The 18,514-nt window shown below is 41.4% G+C and carries 13 protein-coding genes; 5 read left to right on the top strand and 8 right to left on the bottom strand.

The window, feature by feature from the left end; all coding sequences use genetic code 11:
- Positions 1–47: 47 nt before the first annotated feature.
- Positions 48–1,274 carry a dipeptidase gene (locus GR929_RS03660; RefSeq protein WP_159517580.1) on the bottom strand — a complete coding sequence of 409 codons (1,227 nt, stop codon included), beginning with the start codon at positions 1,272–1,274 and terminating at the stop codon, positions 48–50.
- Positions 1,275–1,329: 55 nt separating this feature from the next.
- Positions 1,330–2,706, bottom strand: coding sequence for a UDP-N-acetylmuramate--L-alanine ligase (locus GR929_RS03665; protein ID WP_159517581.1), 1,377 nt, complete (start codon positions 2,704–2,706; stop codon positions 1,330–1,332).
- 132 nt (positions 2,707–2,838) lie between these two features.
- Here GR929_RS03665 and GR929_RS03670 point away from each other — a divergent pair, with 132 nt between their 5' ends.
- Positions 2,839–3,924 (top strand): DUF3810 domain-containing protein, encoded by a 1,086-nt coding sequence (locus GR929_RS03670; protein ID WP_159517582.1) that lies wholly within the window; start codon positions 2,839–2,841, stop codon positions 3,922–3,924.
- A 62-nt stretch (positions 3,925–3,986) separates the two neighbouring features.
- Positions 3,987–4,817 (top strand): MBL fold metallo-hydrolase, encoded by an 831-nt coding sequence (locus GR929_RS03675; protein WP_159517583.1) that lies wholly within the window; start codon positions 3,987–3,989, stop codon positions 4,815–4,817.
- 226 nt (positions 4,818–5,043) lie between these two features.
- On the opposite strand, the gene GR929_RS03680 is transcribed toward GR929_RS03675, so the two are convergent.
- From GR929_RS03680 to GR929_RS03695, 4 genes are all read right to left on the bottom strand, one after another.
- Positions 5,044–5,466: a cupin domain-containing protein gene (locus tag GR929_RS03680; RefSeq protein WP_159517584.1), complete on the bottom strand. Its 423-nt coding sequence runs from the start codon at positions 5,464–5,466 to the stop codon at positions 5,044–5,046.
- Between the two features lies 1 nt (position 5,467).
- Positions 5,468–7,723, bottom strand: a complete 2,256-nt coding sequence (locus GR929_RS03685) for a M3 family metallopeptidase (protein WP_159517585.1) — start codon at positions 7,721–7,723, stop codon at positions 5,468–5,470.
- Between the two features lie 413 nt (positions 7,724–8,136).
- Positions 8,137–9,123, bottom strand: a complete 987-nt coding sequence (locus GR929_RS03690; RefSeq protein WP_159517586.1) for an NAD-dependent epimerase/dehydratase family protein — start codon at positions 9,121–9,123, stop codon at positions 8,137–8,139.
- Positions 9,053–9,922: an SDR family NAD(P)-dependent oxidoreductase gene (locus GR929_RS03695; protein ID WP_159517587.1), complete on the bottom strand. Its 870-nt coding sequence runs from the start codon at positions 9,920–9,922 to the stop codon at positions 9,053–9,055. The genes GR929_RS03690 and GR929_RS03695 overlap by 71 nt, the downstream gene beginning before the upstream one ends.
- Positions 9,923–10,546: 624 nt before the next feature.
- Between GR929_RS03695 and mutA the strand changes: the two genes are divergently transcribed.
- From mutA to scpA, 3 genes are read left to right on the top strand one after another with little or no spacing between them, the layout of a single operon-like run.
- Positions 10,547–12,427 carry a methylmalonyl-CoA mutase small subunit gene (gene mutA, locus GR929_RS03700; RefSeq protein WP_159517588.1) on the top strand — a complete coding sequence of 627 codons (1,881 nt, stop codon included), beginning with the start codon at positions 10,547–10,549 and terminating at the stop codon, positions 12,425–12,427.
- Positions 12,428–12,469: 42 nt separating this feature from the next.
- Entirely contained in the window at positions 12,470–12,826 is a 357-nt protein-coding gene (locus GR929_RS03705) for a four helix bundle protein (protein ID WP_159517589.1), read from the top strand.
- A gap of 26 nt (positions 12,827–12,852) precedes the next feature.
- Positions 12,853–15,006, top strand: coding sequence for a methylmalonyl-CoA mutase (gene scpA, locus GR929_RS03710; protein WP_159517590.1), 2,154 nt, complete (start codon positions 12,853–12,855; stop codon positions 15,004–15,006).
- A gap of 113 nt (positions 15,007–15,119) precedes the next feature.
- Here scpA and GR929_RS03715 read toward each other — a convergent pair whose 3' ends face one another.
- Entirely contained in the window at positions 15,120–15,992 is an 873-nt protein-coding gene (locus GR929_RS03715) for a DUF2971 domain-containing protein (protein WP_159517591.1), read from the bottom strand.
- Positions 15,993–16,257: 265 nt separating this feature from the next.
- Complete coding sequence (locus GR929_RS03720; RefSeq protein WP_159517592.1) at positions 16,258–18,501, bottom strand: U32 family peptidase; 2,244 nt, start codon at positions 18,499–18,501, stop codon at positions 16,258–16,260.
- Positions 18,502–18,514 lie beyond the last annotated feature (13 nt).

Below are 18,514 nucleotides of genomic sequence, written 5' to 3' on the forward strand. Positions count from 1 at the left end.
TTTTCTCGGGAAAACCGGCTTTGGCCGGTTTTTTTGTGTCTTATTTATTAGTGTGCGTCTAGTTTCCCTGATACTTTTTCAACTTCTCTCCAAACACGTAAAAAATTGCCACCCCAAATCTTTCGAATGTCTTTGGGTTTGTAGTCGCGTTTTAGCAGTTCGTAAGTAATGTTGGGAAATTGACTAACATCGTTGCAGTCTGCCAGTCCACCTCCACCATCAAAGTCACTGCCAATTCCAACATAGTCAACACCCACAAGTTGTACGATATGATCAATGTGATCAACCATATCAGCCACTGTTGGAAGTTTTTTGGGGAGTTTCTTCATGTTTCTCCAGTCGGCTTCAAAAACTTCTTTTTCCTGATCAGACATTTTGCTGTATTTGGTACGGTATATCTTCATCAGTCGACTTTCTGCGGCATATCTTTCAGTGCTTGTGTCGGGTTCCTTGATGTAATCATCCAGCAGGCACATTTGAATTACGCCACCATTTTCCGCCAGCTTTTTAATCATCTCGTCACTCATATTGCGATCGTGATTAGCAACTGCTCTTGCGCAGGAATGACTGGCAATAACCGGCGCCTGGCTCATGTTCATTACATCAAAAAAGGAATCGTCCGACAGGTGAGAAACGTCTACCATCATCCCCAGACGATTCATTTCATGAATGACCATTTGCCCAAATTCGCTGACTCCACCGTGTTCAGGAGGAGTTAGGTCGCTCGACGAGTCGCAAATGTCGTTATGAAATGAATGACAAAGTGTAATGTAGCGAACTCCTCGGTTGTAAAAGCCTTCAATTCGAGATAGTTCTTTTGCAATTGGAAAACCGTTTTCCATGCCAATGCAGATGACGTGCTTCCCGGCCAGTTGAATATTGGAGATGTTTTCCGGACTATACGCTAATTGTGCAAAATCGGGATGGGAAACAACCATCGCATGAATTGAGTCAATCATGGTGTTGGCATGTAGAAAGGCATGTCGGTAGTTTGCCTTTGTTCGCGGTTTTTGCCCGGTAAAAACGCCGAAGAATGAAACATCCAGACTGCCTTCGTCCATTTTCGGAAAATCCACCTGACACTCGGAAGCGTTGTGCTGTTCGCCAATATCGAATCCATCTTTCAGCAACAATATGGGCGTGTCGTTGTGGGTGTCGATTGTTATTATTCGTTGGTGAAGATTTTGAGCTTTTCGCCAAAGTCGGGAATCTTTTTTCTGAGCACTTGTGCCCAAATTCAAAACGAGTAAAGCTAATATAAGTAGGTTTTTCATTTCAGTAATAAATTCGTAGTTGCTCGTCCTCCATTTGGGTGTCGAAGCCTGTTTTTTATTTATATTGAAGCGGTTTCCCGGTGATCTCTTTAGCAAAGCCCTTTAAATCTTGCCCCGAAAAATTGCCCGAAGTCATGATCAAAAGATTTTTAGCCGTCCAATCTATTTTTCGCAGCTTGTCAAATAGCTCGTTCGGATCGGTAAAAACCTGCAATCCTTTTTTTGCAAAAGCATGGGCAACTTCCTCTTTTTTAATCGGATCCAGCCTTTTGTGCTCGATTGTTTTTGGATTGAAGAAAACATAAGCCTGATCGGCTTCCTCCATGCATCCACTGTATTGAGGGAGAAACTTTTTTTTCAACGAGCTAAACGTGTGCAACTCCATCACAGCGACGAGTTGACGATTGACGAATTGCTTTTTTACGGCTGATGTTGTCGCTTTTAGTTTGGAAGGCGAATGAGCGAAGTCATAAAAAACAGTACCGTTTTCGTTTGCTGATAAAATTTCCAAACGGCGGGCGGCGCCTTTAAACGAACTCATGGCACTGTAGAATTGCTCATCGCTCACACCCAATTTTTCGCAAACCAATTTTGCCCCCGCAATATTCTGGAGGTTGTGATTTCCGAATACCTGCAGACGAATTTTCCGGTCATCATTGTTTAAGTAAGTTACACCGTCAATAACCGTCGATTTATGCTCTTTGTACGGGATTTGCTCAATGCCATTGGATGTAGCAGTCGCAATTTGGCGAAGGTTTTCGTCGTCTTCATAATATATAAGCGAACCACCTTTTTCGATTTGTGTGGCAAAAATCCGAAACTGCTCCACATAGTTTTCGAAAGTTGGAAACACATTGATATGGTCCCATGCAATTCCACTTAACAGCGCGATGTGGGGATGATACAAATGAAACTTTGGTCGACGGTCGATGGGGGAAGACAGGTATTCATCCCCTTCAAAAACAGCTATCTGTGTATCTTTTTTTAGCGAAACCATGGTTTCAAATCCCTCCAGACTGGCTCCAACCATGTAATCGAAATCGATGTGGTTGGTTTTAAAAACATGCATAATCATTGATGTGATGCTGGTTTTTCCATGCGAACCGCCAATCACCACCCGTGTTTTGTCTTTGGTTTGTTCGTAAAGGTATTCGGGGTACGAGTATATTTTTACCCCAAGTTCTTGCGCACGTTTTAGTTCCGGATTGTCAGGATGTGCATGCATGCCTAAAATAATAGCATCAATATCGTTGGTGATTAGCTTCGGATGCCAACCTTCGCGTTGAGGAAGTAGCCCGTATTTTTGAAGACGACTTTTAGATGGCTCAAAAATTTCGTCATCGCTTCCGGTAACTCGGTAGCCTTTTTTATGCAGAGCAATAGCCAGGTTGTGCATGGCACTTCCGCCAATGGCAATAAAATGAATGTGCATGAAGTTAGGATTCTGTTTTTGAAAGCTTAAAATTAATGAAAGTAGAACAAGTCCAGTGCTTCTTCGAAAAAATAATTGGATTTTAGGATTGGCTTGTTTTCTATAGTTTTGAAATTCGATAAAAAGAGAAGCATGAGAACGAAGATTTTCAGTAAATCGTTATTGGGTATTTGGCTGGCGGTGGCAACTTTTTTACTCACCGAATTGGCGGCAGCTTTTCCTGCAATGACCGAGGCGTTTTATTCGCAGCAAATTTACCCGGTTGTGGCCACCATTCTTTCAGCAGTGAGTCGACAGGTGCCGTTTTCGCTGGATGATTTATTTTATGTGGGGTTGATCTTTTTCGCAGTTGTGACCGTTGTTGCGCTGGTGATTCGAAAAATCAAATGGCGAAAATTTCTTCTTCTTTGGTTCAATTCACTGGCGATCTTGTATATGCTTTTCTACTGGCTTTGGGGTTTTAATTATTACAGGGAAGATCTGAATCAACGCTTGTCAATTTCTGAAAGTGAACCGGGTACTGAATTATTTTTAACTGTTTTTGAAAAGTTGGTCGAGCGAACCAATGAGTCGTATGTGAAAATTGATTCGTTGAGAAAATCGCAAGTCGATTTATGGATTGAAAATTCCTATCAACACTTAGCTCCGTTTTTGCAGATTGAATATCCTTCGGGAGTGCGTCGGTCAAAGTCGATTACCTTTAGCCGCTTTTTTGCTGCGGCTACCATCTCGGGTTACTACGGACCATTTTTTAACGAAGTGCATGTGAATAGTTACTTGTTGCCGATTGAATACCCCTTGGTGCTGGCCCACGAAAAGGCTCATCAATTTGGAATTACGGGTGAGGCTGAAGCCAATTTTTATGCCTGGTTGGTGTGTTCTCAAAGTCAGGAAAAACAATTGCGATACAGTGCCAATTTGTATGTGCTGCGCTACTTTATTTATGAGGCCTATAAATTAGAAGGCTACACCGAAATTATTGAAAAACTGGATGAACGGGTAAAGTCAGATTTGCGCCGAATACGCGAACATTGGCTCCAGCTTCGTGATGAAAAAATAGATGATTATGCCTCAAAAGTGAACGATGCCTACCTGAAGACGAATAAGATAGAAAAGGGGATTGATGATTATACGGGTGTGGTTAAGTTTGTCATGGACTTTGAAACCGATTCGCTTTCGCAGAAGAGAGTGATCGGTTTACAGGGGCAGTCTCAGTAGGATCGTTTTCCTTCAACTGCCCACTTTTTACTATTTTCACACCCAAATTAAAAATCAGAACTATGCAAATCCATGCCATTCATGCCGGCCATTTTTCATGCGATGGGGGCGCACTTTTTAGTGTGATTCCAAAACCATTGTGGACGAAAGCTTATCCGGCAGACGAGAACAATGTGACCAGGCTAACCATGCGCTGCTTATTGGTTGATCAGGGAGAACGGAAGATATTGATTGAAGCAGGGGTTGGCGATCATTACCCGGAGAAAGTGAAGCGGAACAATGGGCATGAAGAAACGGACGCCCTGCCAGGGTCGCTGGCTGAAAAGGGCTATTTGGTTGGCGATATTACCGATGTTGTTTTTACTCACCTGCATTGGGACCACTGCAATGGTGCTGTGTTAAAAGAAGAGCAAAGTTTGAAATTACTTTTCCCAAATGCGACGCACTGGTGTAGCAAGCGCCAATGGGAGCATGCTCAGGTTTCGAATATGCGCGAACGAGCGGCTTATTTTTACGATGTATTGAACTTTCTGAAAGCTGAAGGTAACATGCAGCTGGTTGAAAATGAAGGTGAGCTATTTCCCGACTTCGAAGTTCGTTTTTTTGATGGTCACACCCCTGGGCAAATGATTCCTTTGGTGAAGCACGAAGGGAAAACTTACGTTTACACATCGGATCTGATTCCAACAACTGCAAATATCCCAATTGTGTGGCTGGCTTCCTACGATTTGTATCCGGTTACCACTATGGAAGAAAAGGAAGCTTTTTTAAAAGAAGCTGCTGATAACAAATATGTCCTGTTTTTTGAGCATGATTTTTACTCCGAATGTGCGACAGTAGAATGGACTGACCGGGGGCCGAAGCTGAAAGAGGTATTTTCACTGTCAAAATAGCTTGTCTATCGGATAACTTTTAGCCATTGGATCAACGAGGAGGGACCCGAATTTGCCATATTTTGCTATATATGGAAAGTTAACTTGCCAAATTTTGGTTTTTAGTTGTCCCGATTCTGACTTTCAAGTGATTTGGTTCGGGCAGCAAGTCCGTAGTTAAAAAACTCGAACTGTAAATGTTGATAATTGAGGCTTATTTTCGAAAATGTCTTTATTTAAAGAGATCTTAATCCTCATTCAAAATGGTAAATGGTTCGTTCTTTACTCCCGCATAAAACACCATTATTTCCACCGGGGCATCCGTTTTGTTTTCGCCGTAGTGGGAGGTGTTTACCAGCTCTATAATAGGGTCGCCTTCATTCAAAATGAGTTCGTCACCGTGTTCTGAAATCACCGAAAGCGAGCCTTTGAGCATATAGCCCACATTTATCACGGTGTGTTTATGCCATTCCAGTTTTGTATGTGGCGGTATGGTAAACTTTACCAGCGTGACCTCCGGCTGACCTTGTGGGTAAAGGGGGAGAATTGTACCATCCCATGTTTTTGTGCCTTGAACGATGACTGTTTTTTCAACCTTCGCAATCTCCTGTGCCTTTGTGCATCCCGACAAAAATATAGCAATGGCAATAACTAAGAATAACTTCTTCATATCAGCGATCATTAACAATTAACTTAATTTTCCGTTCTTCTACTTCAACAACATAGATCCCGTTCGGATAGCCACTGACATCGATTTTTGTCTCTTTGGAAACTATCGGTCGGCTCACTAACACTTGTCCAAAACTGTTGTACAGCGTATAGCGTTCGGCGTTGCCATCGGGGGTTTTTAACGTTACCCAGTCAGTAGCGGGGTTGGGATAGAGCAGCACTTCAGGAATTGTTTTATCCCCGATTCCGGTTTGCACTTGCCGGAAAGTAACAGCTATATTTCTGTCGTATTTCGTGTGGAGGTACAGACTGTCTCTTATAGCGATACTATCGCCGTCAACAACAATGCTTGCAATTGTATTCCCTTCATCAGGCTTTAACTTAATTTTCACTGATTGTCCCTCTTGTGCGCGGATAGTACCATTGGGGAAGATAGTGCCTCCAATGCCGGCAGTAGCAGTAATGGTTCTCCGGTAGGGACTATTTTCCAACATATCGTCAACTTTGTCGGCAAGCTTAAGGTACAGCTCCTCATCCAAAGGCGTAAGCATCCCGGCAGAATCCATAGCCACCGCATAATCTCCCTGTTTAATATTATTAAGCAAGGTCTTGTACGTTTGCTTAGCTGAGGCAAAGTCATCTTTACTTTCAAACCAAATATTGAGTGCGGGCAATGCGCTCATGGTATAGGAGATGGTGTAATTCGCGTGGTGAAAGAGATGACTCATATACACCCATTGATATTGTAAATTTGTTTTATTTGCAGCCTCTGTTCCAAGAAATAAACCGTACAATCGCTTGTAGATGTTGTTTAGATCCTCCAGGGAAAGTTCCGTTTGCGCATAGACCTCTTGCTCAAAAGCATCAAAAAGTGTTTGATGTAACACATAGCCAATAATGTTTGATGCTACCTTTACAGCCTCAATTCCACTGACTGTAGCCACATCGGTAAAAGTGGAGAGTTCTGATCTCAGAGCAAGGGATTCAAAAGACATCGAGGGAACTTCTGTCAGGTCTGAATTAGAGGTTCCATACAAAGCGTTTTCGCGTGTACTTCCATAATCATCCAAATAATGTCCAAACTCGTGAAACAAGGCATTATAGCTGGGGTGCACATCAGAATTGATAAAGATAGCAGGAGCATTATAGTAAACGAAATTTGTACAGTACCCGATTTTTTCTCTTGTATTTCCTCCGGCAATGTCGTAAAGCCCGTATTGTGTCAGATAATCGTAGGCAGGCTTGAACTCCGACAGATTAAGCTCCCTCGTATTGTCCATCACCCCGGCAAGTTTTTGCACCATATCTTCAGACGATTTGGCTATCAATGCATCTTCAAATTCGCTTTCATGGCTGAGTACGCCATTTAGTTCTTCATAAAACGGAGTGAAATATTGCTGTACAAAACGATGAACAACCTTTAGTTCTTCCGGAGAGTAGTTTCGTCCTTGATCTTCTTTATACGCGTATTCTAAAAAGTTGCTATACTCCACCGATGATGCTTCAGCTATTTGCCTGCGCACCTTAACCAAATCAAGATAGATTGTGCCTATAATTCGATTTTTCTCTTGCCAAAGGGCAAGGTATGCCTCCTGTCGTGTTTCACTATTAAGTTCGAGCGAATCTAAATTCGAAAAGTTGATCGTTTGTCCGGCTATCTCTACCTCAATTTCCTGTACTGAGGCGGCATTGTATTGGGCTAATATCTCACTCTCCCGGGTTCGAAGTGCGAGTTGATCTGGGGTTTGTTGGATGGCGCTTAAAAATGAATCTTGTAACTCCTCAGGTAAAGCACTCCAAACCACCGGCTGATATTTTGTGTACAGAGCTGCTCCTATTGTTCCGAGCCCCTTTGCTTTGACGTAATTTAACAAACCAGATGATTGGATAGAGAGGTTAGCAACAGTTGCATTGGTTACATCTGTTGACTTAAGATATCCGTAGTAACTGGTATTAGTCAATACTTTAGCAAAATAGTCTAATATATTTTCAATCCGGGCTATAATGCTATCGGAATTGGCGTTTTCGGAGTTACACAAGGCGGTAAAATCAGCGCAGAGCACATCCACGCCTTCCTTCGTTAAGTTTTCAAAAGGTTTTATCTCCGACAGAGGTATGGTGTCACGCCATATTTTTCCGCCATATACAGTAGTATCTTGTCCGGCATAAGGCGCACGTTGTGCCATTCCTGATAATGCCATCCCCGTCAGGATGAAGGCTACGAGTAAAGTTTTGGGTGTGTTGGCTTTGTGTTTCATAACTATAAGTTGATAACAAATACTACCGGGGTTGTATTTAATATTTTCATAATCGTTTTCTTGTCAGGTTTAGTTTCCATAGCTTTAAGCCAACAGTTCCGATGATAATCCTGGAATACCAATCGACTTGGTTTTATGGTTGCGAACTATTTTGTGGAAATCATATTTTCCAAACTCTAAAATATAAAATTGATCAGGATAATTGTTCGATATAAGTAATTTGGAATGATTATAAAGTGCAGCAGATCGAGCAACTTTCTGAAAGATGATTGGAGGATAAACAGGAGTAATTACTTACGAGTGAGAAATATTGATCATGCTCGTTTCATATTTTTAGAATGATTTGATTGGTTTAGTCAACTAATTCATCGAGACTCTGCCACGGGGTAGTCAGCTTTGAGAATTCTCTTTATTTAGTTCAAATAGCCAAATTTCTCAAACCATTCCAACGAATCTTTTATTGCTTGATCAATTGGTGTTTGAGGCAGTTGTAGTTCTTTCTGAGCTTTTGCCGAAGAATAATAATTGTCAGCTTGCAGTAGTTGGGCATTAACTTGATTCAGTTTGGCCGGTTTGCGAAATGCTTTTTCGTAAGCCGAACCAAATGATCCGGCGATATTCAGGATTGGTCTTGGTATTCTTACAAGTTGTTGTGGGTAGCCTGAAACAGCTTTCATCGTTGTAAAAAACTCCTGATAAGTCAGGTTTTCATTCGCCAATAAATAGCACGCTCCATTTTCTCCTATCTCAATGGCATTCACAATTCCGGTGGCAGCATCTTCAACATGCACAAAGTTTTTCCCTCCCGCAGGATAAGGCATTAGCTTTTTCCCATGTGCCATCAACAGCATTTGTCCCGAGCTTGGTTTGGCGTCATGTTTACCCAGCATAAAAGTGGGGTTAACAACGATTGCCGGGAAGTTGTATTTCTGATGAAAATCCAATGCCAGTTGTTGTGCTTCGTATTTGCTTCGCATATACCCTGATTGATATTGAAGGCTGGTGAAAGGCGTTGTTTCATTGCCCGGATTTTCTTTCGTTCCCGGACCAAATGCATTGGCCGAGCCAACGAAGATGAAGCGTTCAACTCCGGCTTTTTTACATTCTTCGAGCATAAACTGTACGCCATCAACATTTACTTTTTGATAATACTTGTAAGCCGATGGCCATTGCGAAGTATTGGCCGCTACATGAACAACGACCCGGCAGTCGGCGAGTGCTCGTTGCAGTTCATGTCGATCCATGAAATTACCTTTGAAAATTTCCGGATTTGTATTTTTTAGCGAAAGCAAGTTGCTGCTTTCGCGTACCATGGCTTTTACCTCATAGTTAGCTTGCAATAGTTTTCTTGTCAGGTTGCTTCCAAGAAGGCTGTTTGCTCCGGTTATCAGTACTTTCATCGCAGTTTTTTTTCTCACGTTTGAAAATTCGGGTTCCGACAGATATGCGGAAGTTTTCCGTAACCAATCGAATAAAGAAGGCATTGATCTGGTTCATGATGCCTGGAATGATTACTGATTTACCCTTCAACATTTTCCCGATTGCAATAGTTGCAATCTGTTTCGGGGTCATAATGGATAACTTCACATAAAAACTTTGTCCATTTATTCGTGTGGAAACATCAGCGTTAGTCATGATTGGCCCCGGATTTAATACGCTGACACTTACATTCGAGTCCAGGAGTTCGGCTTCCAGTCCCCTTGTAAAATGATGAACAAAGGCTTTTGTAGCCGGGTAAATGGTTTTGTATGGCACGGGAGAAAAGGCAGCCAGACTAGAGACATTCAGAATGTATGATGAGTTTAGTTTCTTTAATTCCGGCAGAAGAGTTCTGGTCAATAAGGTCATTGCGCGAATGTTCAACTGAATCATATTGTCGAGGTAATCGATTTCCGAATCAACAAAAATTTGTGTGCCTCCAATTCCCGCATTATTGATCAGCATATTGACGGTGAAATTCGTGGTTACCCAATCAGCAATTTCAAGGACGGTATCGAGCTCGGTGAGATCGGTCTCCCTGCAATGAACTTTTATCTGATAGGTCTGCCTGAGCTTTTCACATAACACTTCAAGGTTCTCATTGGGTAGTGAAATCAGGATTAGATTCATTTTTCTACCGGCACATTCTTCGGCAAAAGCTTTGCCTAAACCTGTGCTTGCTCCTGTAATTAATGTGTATAGACACCCCGGATCTTTCATTGCGTTATTTCATTTTTAACTCCAGTCGTAGTTGCTTGTTTGGCTGTCGTGTTCTTTAAGTTGACTTAAATATGTTCGATTATCTGTTCCACAAAAAGCAGGCAAATGATGATAATTGATGTTCGAGAAAAACTTTTCTTTTATTAACTGGTTGGATTCCAGTGCTGCATTTCATTTCATATTGCTTATATGTCTATTCACAAACATTGAAAAGTTGAGGCGCGTATCCACATGTTGTAGCCCTTATTACCCGTTTTGCCCAACAAAGGTATAGTTAATAAGGAAGATTCCTCGGGTATTCAACTAAAATGCACTATTGTGTGCGTTTTAGTTTTTTTACATTGAAGTTTCGGTATTTGAAAGTGATCTTCCGGGAAAATCGAACCTTAAAAATTCAGACTTGTAACTCTTCTATCCATAGGATCTATTGTCCCGGGAGCGGGTTTTTATTTATATTCATTAAAAATAACTACAGAATTCGAAGTATGAAGATTGCTTCATATGTAAATGCTTGAAAATCAAAACCTGATATTTGTTACCTAAAGGTTAAAAACTTGTTTGTTTTTGAGTAGTCCTTATGTAAAAAGGTTAATTTTGCAGCCTGATTTTCTTAACAGTTACATTATGACAGAAAAATATATCAAACTATTTAACGAGTTCCCTCCTGTCAGTTCTGAGGCTTGGAAAGAAAAAGTGGTTGCCGATTTAAAAGGTGCCGACTTTGACCGCAAGCTGGTGTGGAGGACAAACGAAGGTTTTTCGGTTCAGCCGTATTATAGACAGGAAGACCTTGCAAAACTAGACTACCTGGATTCATTGCCAGGTGAGTTTCCTTATGTACGGGGTACCAAAACCAATAACAACGATTGGTATGTTCGTCAGAATATCATCGTAAAAGATTTGGAAGAGTCCAACAAGAAAGCACTGGAAGTATTAATGAAAGGTGTCACTTCGTTGGGCTTTGTTTTTAATGAGTGTACCGAAGTTACCGTTGACGACCTGGCTGTTTTGCTAAAAGGCATTTGTTTGGAGTCGGTTGAGGTGAACTTTGAAGCCAAGTGTTGCACCTGTAAAATTGCGGAAGCATTTGCTGAATACGTGCTGGCCGGAAAATGGGATGCAAAAAACATTGTTGCATCCGTAGCTTACGATCCCTTCGGAAACTACCTGCTTTACGGTCGGTTCAAAAAAGGTGTTGATCATGTGTTAGCTCAGGCTCAAAATCTAATTGCCAAATCTGCCGAGTTGCCCAAATACCGCGTATTGGCTGTAAATGGTAAAAACTTTGGAAATGCTGGTGCTTCTGTTGTTCAGGAGTTGGCTTTTTCATTGGCTCAGGGTGTTGAGTATCTTTCAACGCTGACTGAAAAAGGAGTGGCTGTTGAAGATGTAGCAAAAAACATCAAATTTAATTTGAGTGTGAGTGCCAACTACTTCATGGAAATTGCCAAGTTGCGTGCAGGTCGCCTGTTATGGGCACAAATCGTAAAAGCTTACGAACCTAAGTGTGAGTGTGGTTGTAAAATGCGTGTTCATGCCGAAACCGGAAGCTGGAACAAAACATTCTACGATCCTTACGTGAATATGCTTCGTACTCAAACCGAGGCCATGAGTGCTGCGTTAGGTGGTGCAGACTCAATCACGGTGCTTCCGTTCAATGCGATTTTCGAAGATCCAACAACTTTCTCTGATCGTATTGCCCGTAACCAACAATTGTTGTTGAAAGAAGAATCGCACTTCGATAAAATCGTTGACCCGGGTGCCGGTTCATATTATATTGAAGAATTGACTGCTTCTATTGCTGACGAAGTTTGGAAATTATTCCTGGAAATTCAGGATAAAGGTGGTTTCCTCGCCGCAGCAAAAGACGGTTTCATTCAAACTAAGGTAAAAGAAATGTCTGCTAAGCGCGACTTAAATGTTGCTATCCGCCGCGAAAATTTGTTGGGTATTAACCAGTTCCCAAATTTTACTGAGCGATTGGAAAAAGCGGAATTGGTAGATGATGCTCTTGCACCAACCGACTTAACTGCCGAAGACGCTGAAATTGAAACCCTCAAACCATACCGTGGTGCGATGGCTTTCGAAAAACTTCGTGTAGCGACTGACAAATACTCAAAAGAGAACAAACGTCCGTTGGCTTTCATGCTAACTGTTGGGAACATTAATTTCGCCAAGGCACGCTCGCAATTTGCTTGCAACTTTTTTGCTGTTGCCGGTTACGATGTGAAAGATAACAATGGTTTTGCCAGTGTGGCCGATGGTGTTGCCGCAGCTAAAGAAGCCGGTGCGGATATCATTGTAATTTGTAGCTCTGATGATGAATATGCTGAAGCTGCTCCTGCTGCTTTCGACTTAATTAAAGGCGAAGCTATTTTTGTAGTGGCCGGTGCTCCTGCCTGCACAGATGATTTGAAAGCAAAAGGAATTGAAAACTTCATTCATGTAAAAAGTAATCTGCTGGAAGAGTTGACTGCTTATAATGCAAAGTTGGGAATAAAGTAATCAGATAAGAAGACATCAGAATTTAGACAATAGACATTCAGAATGCATAATTACCGGGAAATAAAGATTTGGCAAAGGGCAAGAGTTCTTGTTAAAGAGGTATATCTGGTAACCAAGCAATTTCCTTCTGATGAGCTTTATGGATTGATCTCGCAAACTCGACGGGCACCCGTCTCTATAGTGTTAAACATAGCAGAAGGAGCTGGTCGTGGTACCAATAAAGATTTCAACCACTTTCTGCATATCGCTAAGGGATCTTTGTTCGAAGTTGAATCATTAATGATTCTCGCCTGCGATCTGGAATATATTTCGGAAAACGCAAAAGAAGAAATGTTAGATAAAACTTCCGAGATTGTTAAAATGCTGATTGCTTTTCAGAAGAATTTATCTAATGTCTAGAATCTAAAATCTAAAATCTATAATGTATGAAACCGAATTTTAAGAATATAAACATAAAAACAGTTGCTCCCCAGCCTGAGGCGGGAGAGTGGGCTGCTCAAAATAGAATTGAGAAAGACTGGGTGACTCCGGAACAGATTCCGGTGAAACCAGTTTACACGAAAGACGATTTGGAAGGCATGGAGCATTTAAATTATGCTGCCGGGTTGCCACCATTTCTTCGTGGACCATATTCAGCCATGTACGCTATGCGTCCGTGGACGATCCGTCAGTATGCCGGATTCTCTACCGCTGAAGAGTCGAACGCGTTTTACCGCCGTAACCTGGCTGCCGGACAAAAAGGGCTTTCAGTCGCTTTTGACTTGGCAACTCACCGCGGTTACGACTCGGATCACCCTCGTGTAGTGGGTGATGTGGGTAAAGCCGGTGTGGCCATCGACTCAATCCTGGATATGAAAATCCTGTTTGACCAGATTCCATTGGATAAAATGTCTGTTTCGATGACCATGAACGGAGCCGTGCTTCCGGTAATGGCATTCTATATTGTTACCGCGTTGGAACAAGGTGCTACGCTGGAGCAGCTTTCAGGAACTATTCAAAATGATATTCTGAAAGAGTTCATGGTGCGTAATACCTATATTTATCCACCAGAATTCTCGATGAAAGCGATTGCTGACATCTTTGAGTTTACTTCACAAAAAATGCCGAAGTTCAACTCAATTTCTATTTCGGGTTACCATATGCAAGAAGCTGGTGCAACCGCCGATATTGAAATGGCCTACACTTTGGCCGACGGTTTGGAATACCTGCGTACAGGTATCAAAGCCGGATTGGATGTTGATGCCTTTGCACCACGTTTGTCATTCTTCTGGGCGGTTGGAATGAACCACTTTATGGAGATTGCCAAAATGCGTGCTGCACGTATGATCTGGGCGAAACTGGTGAAACAGTTCAATCCGAAAAACCCAAAATCGATGGCTTTGCGTACGCACTCGCAAACATCGGGTTGGTCGTTGACTGAGCAAGATCCATTCAATAACGTTGGTCGTACTGCTATTGAAGCGATGGCTGCTACTTTGGGACATACTCAATCGTTGCACACCAATGCGCTGGACGAAGCAATTGCTTTGCCAACCGACTTCTCAGCTCGTATTGCACGTAACACACAGTTATATATTCAGCAAGAAACCGAGATTTGCCGTGGAGCCGATCCATGGGCCGGTTCGTACTACGTTGAATCATTGACTCAGGAGTTGTACAACAAAGCCTGGGCATTGATCGAAGAAGTTGAAAAACTGGGTGGTATGTCGAAAGCCGTTGAAACCGGTGTTCCCAAAATGCGTATTGAAGAAGCTGCAGCGCGTGCACAAGGACGGATTGACAGTGGCGCTCAAACCATTGTTGGGGTAAATAAATACCGTTTGGAAAAAGAAGATCCAATTGATATTTTAGATATCGACAATACCGAAGTTCGTAAATCGCAAATTAAACGATTGGAAAAACTGCGTGCAGAGCGCAACGAAGAGGAAGTTCAACAAGCCTTGGCTGCTATTACCAAATGTGCAGAAACAGGAGAAGGCAACTTGCTTGATCTCTCAGTAAAGGCAGCGCAGAAACGTGCGTCGCTGGGTGAAATATCAGATGCCTGCGAAAAAATCGTGGGACGTTATAAAGCTGTAATCAGAACAATTTCAGGCGTGTATTCATCAGAAAGTAAACAAGATCAAACCTTCAAGGAAGCACAGGATTTGGCAACCAAGTTTGCCGGATTGGAAGGCCGTCAGCCTCGGATCATGATTGCCAAAATGGGGCAGGATGGTCACGATCGTGGAGCAAAAGTAGTGGCAACCGGTTATGCCGACCTTGGTTTCGATGTGGATATGGGACCTTTGTTCCAAACTCCGGAAGAAGCTGCCAAGCAAGCGGTTGAAAACGATGTGCACGTGATGGGTGTTTCGTCACTGGCTGCAGGACACAAAACCTTGGTTCCTGCCGTTATTGCAGAACTGAAAAAACTGGGCCGCGAAGACATCATGGTCATTGCCGGTGGTGTAATTCCTGCTCAGGATTACAAATACCTGTACGATGCTGGTGTAGTTGCCATTTTCGGACCTGGAACCAGCGTATCGGCTGCAGGTAAGAAAATCCTGGAGATTTTGATTTCGGCACACGAAGAGTAAGAAGTCTTGAGTTGCGAGTACAGCGTTACGCGTAACTTGAACTCAATTATATTGAAAGCCACTTCCGCAAGGGAGTGGCTTTTTTATTGGGTGCTCAGTCCTTTTCAAAAGCGTCACCCTAAACTTGTTTCAGGATCTGTTGGTAAATCTATCTTAATGATGATCCCATACGGATCCCAATAGCTTAATTTAATTGGTATCGGTTCAAGTTTCATATCCTCTCCTTGAAACATCCACCATACTTCAAATTTGGTGTTATCCGTTAAATGCTTTAATATCCTATAATTAAAAAGGTCTAGTTCTTTTGTTGGATTGTATATAAAGGCTTGTGTTGTACCCTTAATAGGTTCTCGGTTTTTCCCAAAGAAATTTAATCCCAACGTCACTTTGTTTATTGATTCCTGCTTATAGTATTTTTTTCTTGAGCTTGAATTTTCATAGTCAATATCAAAGAAAATGTACCTCCATTCATTTTCGGGTTTCCAAATTAACTTTTTCTGGGAAACCCATGATCTAACAGTCCATGGGAATTCATCAGTATTATCAGACAATCCAAACCTTTCTAATTCATCAACTCTTTTATAGTTTACTTTTTCAGGTGTAGTTCTATTGAGATCTTTTGATAAGATTTCTAAATTGAAAGATATTGAAAAGCCACTGTGATTTGAATAGTATCCCCATATTATATCCTCAAACTCTTTCTCATTATTATTAAGACAAATAATGCCTAATTTAGATAGTAATACTTCAATCACCTGATCTCTGTTAGAAATTGGAAAGTTTTTTTCAGAAAAATTTGGAATGTGTTTCTTTACGATATCTTCTCTAAAAGTTTGTTCTTCCCATGCCTTTATTGAGCAATCACAAGGATCATTGAATTGTAAAGGATTTGAGGCCCATAGATAATTATTCTTCAAAGCATCATAGCTAAATTCATTGCATGCATAATACTTGATCAATTCTTTTGGTGGTTCTTTGTTAGTCATTTTTCCTTTAAAACTACAAAAACATTCTGGTAAGTGTAAACAGCAATGCTAGCACCAAAAGCTCGAGTCATCCCGAATTTATTTCGGGATCTGTCTGCCTGTATAAACAAGCCTTTCCGTGATTTATAGAGATGCCGAAACAAGTTCGGCATGACGATTAATTGAAAGGTTGTTGCCCTAAGTAAAAAAGCGTCACCCTGAACTTGTTTCAGGATCTCCCTGCGAGTTTCTATTTTTCGTACGAAGTGATGATCCCTGAAGTGGTTTAGATCCCTTCTTGATATTGCTTGTTTATTGAAGGATGAATAACTTTTTCGAGTTGCTCTGTCGAATCCGGATTTCCTTGAAGATGATTTTTAAAAAGTTTGACGATGCTTGCTTTATCCAGCTCAATTTTTGTTTCGGTTTCGATATCCGTTAAATCAATAAAAAAGCTGGAAAAGCGATCCGGCAGATCTTTGATAACCTTAGTATTCAGAAAATTAATTGCATTGTAGATCCGATGATAATTTCCTTTTGCTTTCTCAATAATGAACGTGTCCTTTTTCAAATTGGTGATGGTTGAAGTTTTCGCACATTCTTGAATACAGCGATCATCAAGTCTATTTTTGTTACATCCGGTAACCTGATGAAACAAACATTGCCTGCTTGTCATCATCAGAATAGGATGATAGATGCTGTAATACAAGTCGAAATCATCGGGTTTCTTGATGTTTTTTATTTGTGTGTAACTAAGTTCATTCGAAATAAAGGAACCCGAACAATTAAAGCTTTCTTTCAATGCTAAAAGGCTGTACGAATTGGTTAAATTCAGATATGGCCCCGCGATCCAGTTAATACCCCTTTTAAAAGCTTCGTAAGCTATTCCGGTGTTATTCGTTACAATTGTTTTCCCTCGGAAGTGATGCAGAAAATCGACTGCGGCAGAATAATCTTCATCCAATAGAATGGAAGGAAACCAAGGGATTAATTGCTGGTTACTTTTGAAAAGGTCGATCAATTCGGCAGCCTCATTCTTTAACGAATTGGGCAATTGAAAAAAGACATCTATTGAGCTGTCTTCACAAAGTAATACATCTTTGGGTGAGGTGATTAATACAGAAAGCCGGGGTTTAATTTTTACCGGAGTTGGCTTTTTTAATGCAGGAAGAGCAATAGGGGAAACGGCTTCTCTGGAATCATTCAGCACAAAAAATATTTTTCTTTTTAAAGCCGCCAGTTCTCTAAATGGAATGTACAGTCTGGCTCCAAGGCGGTCGGTATTTAAATCGTTGATGTAGTATCCCGTATCATTTAAGCCGCGTAGCTTCTTAAAGATGATCGCATGACTTAAACACTCGATCCCTTTGTCTGCCAGCGTGCTTTTCGATTCTACTACAAACGATTTGTCAGGTGTTTTCACTTTCGCTTCTAAAACAGTTCCCGATGCTCCGGAAATCTCAATTACTAAAGGAATGTCATCGATATTTAGTTGATCTATTTTATTTTTGATTTGATTTCTGGTCACTTCTTTTTCATCATACAATTCTTGCGTCCCTTGTTCTCGTTTATCATCCGACGAGTATTGGTTAATTTCCGACAGGTGAAGGGTCGAATTACTCATGGGATTATCAATAAACATCTCTTCATTGATATCTCCCTTCAGAAAGGAATTTGAGAATTTGCGATTAAACACCTTGTGTAAATCACTATTGTCATCGAGCAGCATGTCATGCTTGTAAAAACGCTGGAGTTGCTGTCTCCAGGCGTTCACCACCGTATAAACGTATTCAAATTCCTTTATCCGACCTTCAATTTTTAATGAATCCACCCCGGCATCCGATAATTCTCTCAGGTCAGAATAGGCTGAATTGTCTTTCAGATTCAACGGATAGTCTTTCCCTTTGGGAGTCGTTAAATATCGGTCTCTGCAGGGTTGGCTGCACCGGCCACGGTTTCCCGATTTCCCTGATAAAACAGAACTCATATAGCAAACACCCGAAAAAGAGATGCAATACGAACCGTGAACAAAAACCTCCGTTAAAAGCTCATTTTCGTGTGCTACTGATGTTAAGTGGTTGATCTCATCGATATTTAGCTCGCGGGATAGGTTTACCCTGCCGGCGTTTAACCGGCTCAGGAATTTTACTTGTCCCTCATTATGCGTTGTCAGTTGTGTTGAGGCATGAATTTTAAGGACTTTAAAATACTTGGATAAAAGATAAAACAGACCAAAATCCTGAACAATCACACCATCGATGCCGGTATTTACTAATTTGTTCAGCACACTTAACAGAAGTGGGATTTCACTTTCAACAATCAGGATATTAAGTGTCAGGAAAACTTCGCAGTTATTGTCATGCGCCAATCTTAAAATCCCGGATAAATTTTCGAAACTAATATTGGCTGCCCGGTTTCTGGCATTAAACTTATCCAACCCACAATATACAGCATCGGCTCCTGCTAAAATAGCTGCCTTCACCGAATCAAGATCTCCACCAGGTGCCAGTAATTCTATTTTTCTATTCATTATTTTTTCGGGT

Source organism: Sunxiuqinia indica (assembly GCF_009847015.1).
GTDB lineage: Bacteria > Bacteroidota > Bacteroidia > Bacteroidales > Prolixibacteraceae > Sunxiuqinia > Sunxiuqinia indica.